The sequence below is a fragment of the Lederbergia sp. NSJ-179 genome (assembly GCF_022867885.1).
GTDB lineage: Bacteria > Bacillota > Bacilli > Bacillales > Bacillaceae_C > Lederbergia.
In genome coordinates, this window is record NZ_JALIFP010000047.1 from 13,626 (window position 1) to 27,373 (window position 13,748).

Consider the following 13,748-nt stretch of genomic DNA (forward strand, 5'->3'; position numbering starts at 1 on the left):
AATTAACGAACCATGATCATAACCTTATGTGAGAATCAGTCGAATGATGTTTGCCTGAACATGTGAAGCCATCTTAGAATAGGAAAAAGTGAAGAAACCGATCATTGATGAGCAACAGTGGGCAGAATTTGAGCAGATCATTAAGGAAGCTAAAGCTTGCGAGCGAAGCATTAAAGACACGATTTTGACAGTGATTTATTTCCGAAGAGCCCGACGTGAAATCCGCACGCCGGGTTTTTAGGGGGGCTGAATCGCCAATTGGATGAAAGCTCTCCTACTACTCTTGGTATTACATAATTTCATTCACAAGGATGTTCAATGAAAATGGTTGTTCCCCAACCTTTTTTACTCCTTATGATAAAAATGTAATGATTATTAAAAACGAGTGATAGTCGCTTCTTAATATTGGCTAAACCAATATGATTTGTGACATATTCATCTTTATCAAGCTCAGCATGTAATTGCTGCAAGGAATGTTTGCTCATTCCTTGTCCATTATCGGTAATGCGAAATCTGATCCGACTGTTTTTGCGCTCTATTTTTACCCTGATTTTACTGGTGCTTCCATCGTGGATACCATGCTGAAGAAAGTTTTCTAGTATAGGTTGCAATATGAATTTCAAGACTTGTTGGTCTAGATCCGTTTGTTTATATTTCCAGTATATGTGAAAATCGCTTTGAGATCTTATTCTCATTATATCTATATAATTTTTGGCGTTTTCAATCTCCTCTTTCAATGTCACTGTATGACTTTTGATTCGTAACGAGAAATTTAGAATATCTGTTAATGTTCCCAGCATCTCTGTTACTTTGTTGGGTTTTCCGGTTAATGCCATCGCTCTCCAATAAATAATAGCTAATGTATTAGATAAGAAATGCGGATTAATCTGATTATGCAAAGCAGATAACTCTGCTGATTGGAGTTGGTATTTTTTTTCATTTAATTCTTTTTCAAGGTTATTTTGATTGATATAATTTTTTAAAATTCCTCTGACGATGAATTGATATTCATTGTCCTTGAAGGAGATATTATTGGTTAAGCTTTCCTTCTTTGGACTCGTAATATTTAAGATTGCGATAATATCACTAATATGCTGGGCATTTTTTTTGGATAAGTAGTAGATGATCGCAATTCCTAAAATAAAAGATAAGAAAACAAAAATGATTGTTAATAACCGTAATTGATTGGGGATCCAATAAATAATATTCTTTTCAACAATGGAGTAGTATCTAAGATTATAATTATCCGAATGAAGTTGGTTTACAATGTAGGTTTTATGATCCATTTTAATTTCAAATGTTTGTTTATCACTTGTAAGATCCCAATTTTCTACATGTAGCTTTTCGCTATTTTTATTGCCATATAATTTGTTATTCTGATCATCTAAGACAAAAATGCTTTGATTATGATAATTATTCCATTCATTTATTAAGTCTTCAAAATAATTTTGATGTATATTCAAGACGATTAAACCTTCGGAGGTAGGTGCATTGGTTTTGAATACATTTTTAAATATGGTAATAAGCGGTTCTGGGTTTTCAAATGGAAAGTGTGCTACATTTCTATTTTTTATCCAAATGTCACTTTTTTTGGATGTGGGGTCAAACTCATCAAGCCAAGCCTGATCATTCATTGAATCAATCGTTGTAACGCCTGTTTGCGATGTCAATACTCGATTTTTAGTATTGCTGTAAAAAACATAAATGGAGTGGATATAGGGTGTTACAATTTCTTTTCGCCGAAGTGTTCCCTCTTGATATTGAAGTTTCTGGTTTTGATTCGATGTTAAATAATTTGAATCTAGAATATCTTGAAGGGATAGGATAATATCCGGATTCCAGTTGTAATCCAAATTTAATAGGTGCATTTCATTTAATACTATATTTGTTTGTTGCTCTAGCTGTTGTAAGGAATTAAAGTTATTACTAGTAATCGATTCCTTCATATATTTATCTGTAATGACTATGGCAAATGACCCCAAAACGAACAAGGGAATTAATAAAGGAAAAAGAAATAGCAAGGTATTTTTTAATAAAAATTTTTTATTTTGGATCAAATAATACAGTCCTCTGATTTCTATATTCCCGTGGGGTCACACCATAGTACTTTTTAAACGTTCTAGTAAAACTTTTTGGACTGTTATAGCCCAATAAGTCACTAATCTCATACGTTTTATAATGATAATCCACCAAAAGATCTGCTGCCTTCTTCATCCTAATCTCTGTTAAATAAGTAGAAAAGTTCATACCCGTCTTTTCTTTAAAAAATGTACTAATATAATTGGGAGACATTTTCAATAATTGGGATAAATCCTCAAGTGTGACATCTGCATAATGTTCCTTTGTATATTTTTTAATGGTCAACGTAATATTTTCCGTGTAACTATTAGATTCAGATGGATTCATTTTCACTTTATGCCATTCTTTATCTAAATCTTTTTTGAGAACGGTAAAAACCTCTTCAATTTCTTCATACTTCCCTGGCTTCACAATATAATCCCTTACTCCATACTTGATAGCATTTTGTGCATAATGAAAGTCTTTATATCCACTTAGAAAAATGATTTGAATCGGGATTTCCTTTTCCTTAAGCTCTCTAGCTAAATCAATCCCATCCATCACTGGCATTCGAATATCTGTTAATACGACATCTACTAGATTTTCCTTCATAAACTCAAGGGCTTTTTTTCCATTTTCGCAATCATGTATCACATCAAAGCCAAGATTGTTCCATGGAAAGTAATTTTTTAAACCAAAACGGATTTCTTGCTCGTCATCAACCAAAAGTATTTTGTACATATCGTGGCTCCTTCCGCGAAAAAGGTATCATACTTTATGGAACATGAGAAGAAAAGGTACCTTTTTATGAAAACGTTTAACATTTTGGCGGTTATAAGAAATAGAATGCCTTTTTTTGATTGGAAAGTTATTATACTCTTTTTATACAGTCATTTTAATAGAATGTAAGAGCAATATCAATTAATTGGTAGAAGAGGTGATAATAATGGTTCAAACGAAATTAACGGAAACCGTATATGTGTTTTGTATTTCCTTATTGAAGCTCGTTTATTTAAATCTTCTATGGTTCCTTTTCACATTATTTGGTCTAGGTATATTTGGCATTTTTCCAGCCACGGCAGCGCTGTGTAGAATACAACAACAGTGGTTAATAGAGAAAAATAATTCTTCCCCTATATTTTTGTTCTACTGGCGAGAATATAAACGAAATTTTTTAAGAGTAAATATGTTAGCGGTTACCTTATTCTTGATTGGATTTATACTCTATTTTGATTTGAAGTTTTTTGTACATAAAGGGGGAATGATCAATCAAATCATTAGTTTAGGTATCTATATTTTATCCATTTGGTACATGATTGTCTTACTGTATATTTTACCAACGTATACCGCATATCGTCTAAAGCTATACAAATATATTCAATATGCTTTTATTATCGGAATGTTAAATCCATTAAAGACACTTGGATTAGCCATTGCGGCAGGAGGAATGATGTATCTCTCCTTATACTTTCCACAGATCTTGTTTTCGCTGGGGGTGAGTGTAACCTTTTTCATTATTATGAATGTAGGTGGTCAGGCCATACATCAAGTAACTGTGCTTAAGGGAAAATTCAGCTATTAATAAATTAGGTTTCAATAGATGTTCATTGTTTTATACAACAAAAAAAGGAGAGAAGAAAGATGCAAAAGAAAGGGAATTATTGGTTCATTACTTTCTTATTATGTCTAACAATTGGCATGATTGCTGGTTGTAACTCAAAAGAAGGGAACTCTAACAGTAAACCTGATGGAGAACAAGTAGAGTTACGAATGTTATGGTGGGGTTCACAGGACCGACATGATCGCACATTGAAAGTGATAGAACAGTACATGGAAGAAAACCCGCATGTAAAGATTTCTCCAGAGTTCACCGGATGGGATGGTTATTGGGAAAAGATGGCGACACAGGCGGCTGGAGGGAATCTACCGGATATTGTGCAAATGGACTATAAGTATTTATCCGAATATGTAGGGAAAGGATTGTTAGCAGATCTAAATCCTTTTGTAGAAAATGGTGCATTGGATTTAAGCGATGTAGAAGATATTTATATTGACGGTGGAAAGCTTGATAACAAACTGTATGCAGTAAATATTGGGGCGAATGCTCATGCCATTTTGTTCGATAAAGCCATGTTTGAAAAAGCAAATGTACCTATATTAGAGCCTGGGTACACGTGGGAAGATTTAAAGGATGCAGCCCAACAATTATCAGATAATTTGGGGGAAGGCGTGTACGGTGTTCATCCAAGTGCAGGTCTTATGGGCTTTAAGCATTATTTAAGAGAACATGGAAAGTGGATATATAATGACGAAGGTGACGGATTAGGTTATGAGGATGATCAACTGCTAAGTGATTTTCTCCAAATAACAAAAGATATGTTGGAATCTGGAGCGGCCGCACCACCTGATGTCTTTAAGGACGCAGGCGATAGCGTTGAACAATTACCAATCGTTAATGAAAAAACGGCCATTGTGATGGATATTCATAGTAATCAATTGATTGCCGTTGAAGCGGCTGCTGGTAGACCACTAGATTTAATGATTCAACCAATGGTAGAGGATGGGGAATTGGGGCATTATATCAAACCAGGACAGCTCCTCTCTGTTTCTGCACATTCAAAAGAACAGGAGGAGGCTGCAAAATTTATCAATTATTTTACAAATAGTATTGAAGCCAATGAAATATTAAATGCGGAACGTGGTATTCCAATTGCAACGAAAGTCCGAGAACATTTAAAAGAAAATGCATCTGAAGCAGGGAAGAAGATGTTTGAATATGTAGAACTAGCTGAGGAATACAGTCGTGAAATTGACCCGCCAGACCCACAAGGTTCCACCGAAATAGAATCATTATTCGAGAATGAAGTGGCAGAGCCCATTTATTATGGGGAAATCACACCCAAAAAAGCTGCTGAAAACTTTAGAAAGAAAGCTGAAGATATACTGGCTAAAAATAAATAGATAAATCCGAAGTCATCTAATTTGATGGCTTCTCGATTATAAGTAAATGGGAGGTAGGATAAGGTGGCTGGAAAAATAGCTGAAGAGATAAGAAAACCACAACACTTACATCAACCAAATAAACGAAAAAGCCGCTTAAAGGATGATTTAATTGGTTTAGGCTTTATCGCACCATGGTTAATCGGATTTTTAGGCTTCATTGTTGGACCGATGATCGCATCTTTATATTTTTCCTTTACCAATTATGATTTGTTGTCAGAGCCTTCTTGGATTGGATTGGATAATTATATCAAGATGTTTACAAATGATGGCCGTTTTTGGCAGGCCATAAAGATTACCTTTATTTTTGTATTTGTCAGTGTCCCACTAAAACTAGCATTTGCCCTTTTTGTTGCCATGATATTTAATACAAACCGGCGTGGGGTAGGTTTTTATCGCACCTTATATTATGTTCCATCTATTTTAGGTGGAAGTGTGGCCATTGCGATCGTGTGGAAGCAGCTGTTTGGTGGAGATGGTGCGGTAAATGATATACTGTCCATTTTTGGTGTCCCATCCATTAGTTGGGTAACAAGTCCAGACTTTGCTCTTTCGACATTAATTTTGTTAGTCGTTTGGCAGTTTGGTTCGCCTATGCTTATTTTTTTAGCCGGTTTGAAGGCGATCCCCCATGAACTATATGAGGCGGCTACAGTGGATGGAGCAAACCCCATTTTAAGATTTTTTAAAATTACACTTCCAATGCTATCACCTGTTCTATTCTTTAATCTAGTCATGCAAACGATTCAAGGATTTATGGCTTTTACCCAAAGTTTTCTAATCACGGCGGGTGGGCCAATGGACCGTACTTTATTTTACGCCGTCTATTTATATGAGAAAGCATTTGGTCACTTTGATATGGGATATGCTTCAGCATTAGCTTGGGTATTGTTACTTATTTGTGCTGTTTTCACTGCCTTTATTTTCCGAACCGCGAAAAGTTGGGTTTATTATGAATCATAAGGAGGGATGTAAAGTTGAGGAAGAATAAAACATTCAAAACAATGATTTATCATGGTGGTATTTTGATTTTAGGCTTACTAATGATTTATCCTATATTATGGACGATTGCCAGTTCATTGAAGCCGGAAAACGAAATCTTTCGAAATGCTGCCTCATTAATTCCTTCTGAATGGAAATGGGAGAATTATGTGAAAGGGTGGGAAGGTTTTGGTAACTTAAGTTTTTCGACTTTTTTTCTTAATTCTACTTTTGTTACCACAATGGTGGTCATCGGGACTTTACTTTCTTCCACCTTAGTTGCATTTGGATTTGCTAGGCTTAAGTTTCGTTTTCGTACACCTTTATTTGTGAGTATGATCGTAACGTTAATGTTACCTCAACAAGTAACCTTGATTCCACAATATGTTTTATTTCACAATTTAGGCTGGGTGAATACGTATTTACCCTTAATTGTACCCGCATTTATAGGTGGAACTCCTTTTTTTATCTTTTTATTGATTCAATTTATTAGGGGAATTCCTAGAGAGTTAGATGAGGCTGCCTATATGGATGGTGCAAGTACATTTGGCATTTTTTGGCGCGTGGTTTTACCTTTAACTTTACCAGCTCTTGCAACGGTCGCAATCTTTTCTTTCTATTGGACTTGGGATGATTTTATGACACCACTCGTTTATTTAAATGATACAAAATTATATACGATTGCCTTAGGTTTACAGTTGTTTTCTGATCCATCTTCTGTATCTGCATGGGGTCCAATGTTTGCAATGTCAGTAGCATCCATCGTTCCTCAGTTACTCGTCTTCTTATTTTTCCAAAAATACTTAGTAGAAGGAATTGCGGCTGGAGGAGTGAAAGGCTGAATAAGTTCTATAAAAGTCTTTATTGTAAAGGAACTAAGAAGGAAGAAAAATAAAATATAGTCTAGGGATAAATGAAATCACTATAAAGTGCATGTTCAAAAAGGAGGATAAAAAGGACCAAGAAGTTCGAGGCGGCGTAGCTTTGAGCAGCGGAACGTATGCAGTTAATACGTGAGCAGCGGAAAAGCAAGCCAACGAAGAAATTCGCATCGTCATTTTTACCGGACTTTTTGAACATCCCCATGAAGTGACCCACTAGGTTAGCGTCTCGATTTTTAATCAGCTACTTGGAGGGTCACTTATTTTTTATAAGGTAACCAGAAAGTTTGGTTAGTATTTGGATATAGCTCCAGGCGCCATCGGGTTGAGATCATAAACCCGCGCCAATAAAAGTTAAAACCGGACTTTTCTTGTCTCAGAATTCGAGGAATGAAGAAGCACGTTAAGGACAAAATAAACCCAACCTTCGTTTTTTTACCGCTCAAACTTCGTGTACAAGTCTTAAATTTTGCACTACTGGCCCAATGTCGGTGCCAACGACTTCGCCTATGGAGCGGAAGGAAGAAAAACAATGGATCTGCATCCTTTTAAATAGATGATGGATAAGGAGGTGAAGTCATTTTGAGATACTTTCTATTTGCGTCTCATGGAAATTTTGCGGATGGAATTTTGCATTCTTTGGAGCTTATAACGGGGAAGCATGAGAATATCTGGACGATTAATGCGTATGTAAATGACGGGGAAGATCTCAATGGGCAGATTTCAGAAGTAATGAAGCGACTTGAAGCGGAAGATGAACTCATTGTAGTCACAGATATTTTTGGCGGGAGCGTGAACAACGAATTTATGAAATTAATCCATGATCGAAGAATGACATTAATTGCGGGATTAAATTTACCCCTCATTATGGAACTAACCATGAATCAACAAATGGAAGATACGGATAAGTTGGTAAAGTTGGCGTTAGATCGTTCAAAAGATAGTATCCAGCATTGTCGCTTAGATACAGAGCAAGAAAAAGTAGATGATGACTTTTAAAAGAAAGGGAATGTTTCGATTGATTAAATTATTACGTGTGGATCATCGTTTGTTACATGGGCAAGTGGCTGTTTCCTGGGCGAGAAATCTAGGTATTGATTGTTTACTAATTGCAAATGATGATGTGCCCAACGATGAATTACGAAAAAGCATGATCAAGATGGCTAAGCCACAGGGGATAAAGCTAGTGATTAAAAATATTGAGGATTCCATCCAGGCGATTAATAATGGGAAAACCGACAAGTACAAACTTTTTATAGTGGTGGAAAGTGTAGAAGATGCCTATAGATTAGCGACAGGGGCTAAGGGGATTGAGCAGATCAATTTAGGAAATTTAAAGAAAACGGAAGAAACAAGGTCTTTTTCAAAATTGGTCAATATTACGGAACATGATGAAGAAATGTTAAAAGAATTGGTTCGTAAAGGAGTGGAGGTTGAAGCGAGAGCTGTTCCGGGAGATAAGAGGGTGAAAATCGAAAGTTTACTTAAATAAGAAAAAGGAGTAAAACAAATGACAGCTTTATTATTATTTATTGCCGCGTTGTTAATGGGTGCATTTGATTTATTTGTTGGAAGAAATATGTTTAATCGTCCGATTATGACGGGCTGGGTTGTGGGGTTGATATTGGGAGATATGACGCAAGGAATTATTATCGGTGCCACACTAGAATTAGCCTTTATTGGATTATTTGCTGTTGGTGCTGCGATTCCTCCTGAGATCTTATCCGGGGGCATGTTAGGTACAGCATTTGCAATCGCATCTGGAACAGGTACATCCACAGCCTTGCTTTTGGCCTTTCCGATTGCTTCGTTAGCCCTTATTTTAAAAAACCTTTACATGATTCTGATTGCTCCTTCCTTATTGCACAAAGCGGATCGATATGCTGAAAAAGGATCGATACGTGGCGTGCAAACCATGCATATATTCATTGGGACAGGTCTTTCTCTTCTCCTAGCAGCCATCGTTGGCATTTCGTTTGCCATTGGCAGTACCGCGGTCACAAACTTATTAAATAGTATTCCTGAATTTATACAGAATGGGTTGCAAGTTGCAACACTAATTTTACCAGCACTGGGATTTGCCTTATTAGGAAGATTGCTCATCAGCAAGCGTGTTGTTCCCTACTTTTTTATCGGCTTTGCTTTAGTCGCATATCTGGAATTACCTGTTATTGCGATTGCTGTATTGGGAGCCATGGTTGCCTTAATTATGACCAACCTGAATGGAAATCAAATGCAAGTAGCGGGTACCGATAATCAGGTACTTGAAGGGGGTGAAGATGATGAAGACTTCTGATGAAAAAAAGGAAAAAAATCGCCTGTTAAATAAAATATTTCTTCGGTCATTGACATTAGAATACTCTTTTAACTATGAGCGCCAGCAAGCTTTAGGCTTTGCTTTTACGATGATTCCTGCTCTAAGAAAATTGTATAAACGGAAGGAAGAGATGGCAAAAGCCCTTCAGCGTCATTTGGAATTTTTTAATGTCACACCGTATGTTTCAACCTTTATATTTGGGCTAACGGTCGCAATGGAAGAGGAAAATGCCCGTTCCAAAGATTTTGATACAAGTACCATTAATAGTGTGAAGGCAAGTCTCATGGGTTCCCTTTCTGGGATAGGGGACTCCCTGTATTGGGGAACGATCAGGTTAATTGCTACGGGGATTGGAACATCGCTTGCATTAAAGGGCAATTTTCTTGGGGTGATCTTGTTCTTCCTTTTTTTCAACATCCCTACCCTTGTGTTATCCTATACTTATTTACAGCTGGGGTATCGGGTTGGAACAAACTTTTTGAGTAAACTATCTTCTTCAGGACTTATGGAGAAATTAACGTATGGTGCATCGATATTAGGGTTATTGGTCATAGGTGGAATGAGTGCCTCCATGATTAAAACCTATGTGCCGATAGATATAGGTGTAGAGGATTCCCCGACTAAAGTTCAAGATATTCTAGATCAAATCATGCCTGGTTTGATCCCTCTAGGTATATTTTGGATTTTATACTGGTTGTTAGGAAAAGGGGTTAAAACGACTACGTTATTAATTGGGATTTTTGTTGTGGGTATTTTATTCACCTTTCTTGGTGTTTTTGGCATTCAGCCGACAGAATAAACAGAAGGAGCTAAAAATGATGGAGACGATGTTGGATTATATTCAAGAAGAGAAACCAGTTTTAAAATCAATCTTGGCGAACAAAGAAAAAAACTTAGGACCGTTCATAAAAGAAATAAAGGGAAAATCAATTAAGAGAATTCTGTTTCTGGCAACGGGTTCTTCGTTTAATTCTGTACTTTGTGCAAAATTATATATGGAGGAAGTCGCAAATATAACGCTGGACATAGAGGAACCGTATACCTTTTATGAGTATGGGAAAGTTCCAGCTGATATAGATCTTATTATTGCCGTATCACAAAGAGGAACAAGTACCTCAACCATCAACGCTGTTAAAAAGGCAAAAGAAAGCAGTGTACCTGTTTTCATTTTAACTTCGATCATGGATAGTCCGATTACGAAGTTAGTGGATACCTCTTTGGATATGGGCTGTGGGATCGAAACGGTAGGCTATTCAACAAAAGGAGTGTCTGCCACAATCATGTCTTTGATGATGATGGCCATCGAATTGGGAGTAAGCTCCAATCATTTGTCAATCGATGACGTAAATCAAGAATACACCAAGTTGGATAAATTAGTGGATGAAATCCCTAATATTATTCATAAAACCGAAAAGTTTTATCAAGAAAATAAGCAGGATTTGGATGATGTGAGCCGGATAACCCCGTTAGGATATGGCCCAAATGTTGGAACAGTTCGGGAAGCAGAAACAAAGTTCACAGAAACTGTACGCGTTCCGACACAGGGACTGGAAATTGAAGCCTATATGCATGGCCCCATATTTGAACTTCATAAAGATTCTACTCTGATCTTTACTGAAGTGGAGAATTCAAAACCTTATGATCGTTCAAGAAAGCTAAATGATTTTGTTAGCAAATACTGCGATCATGTCTATACCATTACAAACGGCACATCAAATCAGAAAAATATATTAGGGTTAGAAATAGAAGTAGATGAGTTTATGTCACCGCTGGCATTGGTTGTTCCTTATCAATTATTATCCTATTTGATCAGTAAAGGGAAGGGTATCGATTTATCGATTCCGGTGTATTCCGACTTTAAAGAAGTGATGCGTAGTAAAGTGGAATGATACTCTTTATTAGCTGCGCTTTCTCCTAAGTGAAGGCTGAAGCCATACACAAGTGGAACCATTAAAAAATAGAAGGAAAATCAAGGAAGTGGTCTACACTTCCTTTTTTTAAGCTTGGATGGGGTATGATCTTTATCCAATTTATAAAGGCGTTTTTTATAAAAGACTGCAATTGCATTTAAAAGGAAGGCGGGAACTTTCTTTGGAAATAAGGGTTTTCTATAAAAACGATAAAAGGCTTTTCTTAAATCTCTCCATTGAGGACATGGCTTCGTTTGCCGAAAACGGGCTATATCAATTATTTTAATCCCTCCCTTAGGGGTCATGATGATATTTCGTAAATGAATATCTGAAGGATTTAATCCAATATTTCGAGCTAGTGATAAAGCAAAATCAACTTCTTCTATCTCTTTTTCAGAAATCTGTATACCCAGTGTCAAACAGTCAAAAAGTGTGTGTCCTTCAATATAATCGATCACAATATAATTTAAGCCGGATGTATAAATAGAAGGGAAGTAGTCAATGTCTTGGACGGCCTGATACACCTCTGCTTCTTCTTGAGCCAAATGTTGAAACTCGGGAAAATATACTTTGATTACTTTATCTGTATTTTTTATTTTAAACACAAAAGCACTTCGTCCAACCCCAACCAAAGTCAAAGTCTCCTTATGACCCATGAGAAGCGGCTTTTTGTTCTGATAGTGTATGACTACGCTGTCTGCTAAGTCTTTATAAAAATCCAACTGAATACTCCTTTCAAACACGAATGCACAAGCATCTTACAAATTTTCTTTCTAGACTTTCCGACAACATCTAAGGATACAGGTTGAGATCATAGGTTGAACCGATGTTGACTTATCAGTAGGAATACGGAAGTTTGTATTGTAAAATGATCCGCAATGTGCGATTGTCATTTTCTGTTAAACCAAGAAAAAGACGTCAGCACCAGTCTTGGTGTGACGTCTTTTTTCATAAAGACCTTACCAAAACTGGTAAGGTCTCGCAAACAATGCATTTGCATTGCCAACAAAGCCGAGGATTTCATCCTGTATTGACGACTTTATTGTATAGCTACTCCCCTTATACGTACATAGGAATTATATTTTTCCATTATAAGTTCTTAACCTAGTGGAGTCAAATGATTATCTCAGATCAATTGTTGACTCAGATTGTTATAACCACTATATAACTTAAAATCAAAAGATGTAAAAGGGAGGCAATCAACAACGTTAATGTAACTTTGGGTGTCTATACTCCTGCAGGACATTAAAAACCAGCACAATGTTTTGGGATCCCCACTCATTCACTTGGATCATAAACATAGGATCTGTCTTTTTGCTTGTTTCCATCATGAAATTATTGAAATATACTTCGTAGTAAGACAAACCTCTTTCTCGCATCGCAGGAGCCATGAAATCAGACTCCATAGAAAAACTATTCTGCCGCTTTGAATGGATCATTACTTCATGCACATAAATAAATCCTTTATGAAGCCTTTACAGATACGTTGAGATCAACTATAATCATAATACAAACTAATTCATACTAAATTGATTAGTAAAGGGTGAATTGATGATGGAAACTGTAGAAAGGCTGAATCGACAGACATTAGCCAGAAACACCCCAACGAATGCGGCTGCTCCATTGAATCATTGGCAAAAGCCTCATGTTATCATTGGCTCAATTGCCATTATTTTGCTAGGGGCATATATATTTATCGAAACATCTCTTACGCAAGGGGTATTGTATATACTGGGATTAGCACTTGGATTTACGTTATTTCATGCGCGGTTTGGTTTTACATCGGCATTTCGCCGGTTGATGTCAGTAGGAAATGTACAAGGAATTCAGGCGCATATGATCATGCTCGCAGTTGCGTCAACGATATTTGCGATCATTTTTGCAACTGATTTTACATTAACCGGGTCAAGTCCGAGTGGCAATATTTCACCTGTTGGGGTTAGTTTGATTGTTGGCTCATTTATCTTCGGCATTGGGATGCAATTAGGCGGTGGCTGTGCCTCGGGAACGCTTTACCACGTCGGAAGTGGCCAATCTCCAACCGTTATAACCCTAGTTGGATTTATTGCTGGCTCGGTTATCGGTGCTTATCATTGGGGATTCTGGATGAATGATATGCCAAGCTTTAAGCCATTTTCACTGGCGGAATCTACTAATCTTGGATATTTTGGTGCTTGGGCGGTACAGATCGCATTATTTGCCTTTATCTACTGGATTACCGTCCAAGTTGCCAAACGGAAAAAGCCACCCATGATAAAAGCTTTACCAACGGAAAGAGGGTGGAAGCGGGTTTTTCGTGGCTCGTGGCCGTTATATACGGCAGCAGTAGTATTAGCTTTATTGAATGCACTAGTGCTTATCGTTAGAGGAAGTCCATGGGGGATTACATCAGCATTTGCCTTATGGGGATCCAAAATTATCAGTGCATTTGGTATAGATGTGTCCAGCTGGACATACTGGAGTGGGGACAAAGGAGACGCTTTAACTCCTGATTAAGCCCCACGCTATGCGTGGGAGAACAGAAACGGAAGTACCTTTACGTATGATAAAAAAAGTCCTCCTCTGCTATAATGACAAAGGTTTCGCAAGCCAATGTCGGGC

General features: G+C 37.0%; 12 protein-coding genes and 1 pseudogene. 10 read left to right on the plus strand and 3 right to left on the minus strand.

The features are described from left to right. Positions 1-299: 299 nt before the first annotated feature. Together MUB24_RS20665 and MUB24_RS20670 are read right to left on the minus strand one after the other, a co-directional pair. On the minus strand, positions 300-2,057 hold the full coding sequence (locus MUB24_RS20665; protein ID WP_244707419.1) for a sensor histidine kinase: 1,758 nt from the start codon (positions 2,055-2,057) through the stop codon (positions 300-302). Further along, a complete protein-coding gene (locus MUB24_RS20670) occupies positions 2,044-2,799 on the minus strand; it encodes a response regulator transcription factor (protein WP_244707420.1) in 756 nt (251 codons plus the stop codon). Before MUB24_RS20670 ends, MUB24_RS20665 begins: the two co-directional genes overlap by 14 nt. 205 nt (positions 2,800-3,004) lie before the next feature. On the opposite strand from MUB24_RS20670, the gene MUB24_RS20675 reads away from it, so the two are divergent. The 9 genes from MUB24_RS20675 (at position 3,005) to MUB24_RS20715 (ending at position 11,126) form a co-directional block, all read left to right on the plus strand. Beyond that, complete coding sequence (locus tag MUB24_RS20675; protein ID WP_244707421.1) at positions 3,005-3,640, plus strand: YesL family protein; 636 nt, start codon at positions 3,005-3,007, stop codon at positions 3,638-3,640. Between the two features lie 59 nt (positions 3,641-3,699). Beyond that, entirely contained in the window at positions 3,700-5,019 is a 1,320-nt protein-coding gene (locus tag MUB24_RS20680) for an ABC transporter substrate-binding protein (RefSeq protein WP_244707422.1), read from the plus strand. Positions 5,020-5,082: 63 nt separating this feature from the next. Beyond that, a complete protein-coding gene (locus tag MUB24_RS20685) occupies positions 5,083-6,021 on the plus strand; it encodes a carbohydrate ABC transporter permease (protein WP_396426795.1) in 939 nt (312 codons plus the stop codon). 41 nt (positions 6,022-6,062) lie between these two features. Further along, the gene (locus tag MUB24_RS20690; RefSeq protein ID WP_396426797.1) at positions 6,063-6,881 is read left to right on the plus strand and encodes a carbohydrate ABC transporter permease; all 819 of its coding nucleotides are present in this window, start codon (positions 6,063-6,065) and stop codon (positions 6,879-6,881) included. A gap of 621 nt (positions 6,882-7,502) precedes the next feature. Continuing rightward, on the plus strand, positions 7,503-7,919 hold the full coding sequence (locus MUB24_RS20695; RefSeq protein WP_244707424.1) for a PTS sugar transporter subunit IIA: 417 nt from the start codon (positions 7,503-7,505) through the stop codon (positions 7,917-7,919). Between the two features lie 19 nt (positions 7,920-7,938). Continuing rightward, on the plus strand, positions 7,939-8,412 hold the full coding sequence (locus MUB24_RS20700) for a PTS sugar transporter subunit IIB (protein ID WP_244707425.1): 474 nt from the start codon (positions 7,939-7,941) through the stop codon (positions 8,410-8,412). A gap of 18 nt (positions 8,413-8,430) precedes the next feature. Further along, entirely contained in the window at positions 8,431-9,216 is a 786-nt protein-coding gene (locus MUB24_RS20705; RefSeq protein ID WP_244707426.1) for a PTS mannose/fructose/sorbose/N-acetylgalactosamine transporter subunit IIC, read from the plus strand. Next, complete coding sequence (locus MUB24_RS20710) at positions 9,203-10,036, plus strand: PTS system mannose/fructose/sorbose family transporter subunit IID (RefSeq protein WP_244707427.1); 834 nt, start codon at positions 9,203-9,205, stop codon at positions 10,034-10,036. Before MUB24_RS20705 ends, MUB24_RS20710 begins: the two co-directional genes overlap by 14 nt. A gap of 16 nt (positions 10,037-10,052) precedes the next feature. After that, a complete protein-coding gene (locus MUB24_RS20715; RefSeq protein ID WP_244707428.1) occupies positions 10,053-11,126 on the plus strand; it encodes an SIS domain-containing protein in 1,074 nt (357 codons plus the stop codon). A gap of 80 nt (positions 11,127-11,206) precedes the next feature. Here the strand turns inward: MUB24_RS20715 and MUB24_RS20720 are convergent, their stop codons facing one another. Further along, the gene (locus MUB24_RS20720; RefSeq protein ID WP_244707429.1) at positions 11,207-11,869 is read right to left on the minus strand and encodes a protein kinase family protein; all 663 of its coding nucleotides are present in this window, start codon (positions 11,867-11,869) and stop codon (positions 11,207-11,209) included. Positions 11,870-12,701: 832 nt separating this feature from the next. Between MUB24_RS20720 and MUB24_RS20725 the strand changes: the two are divergent. After that, positions 12,702-13,634, plus strand: a pseudogene (locus MUB24_RS20725) (YeeE/YedE thiosulfate transporter family protein); the annotation flags it as partial. Positions 13,635-13,748: the final 114 nt, after the last annotated feature.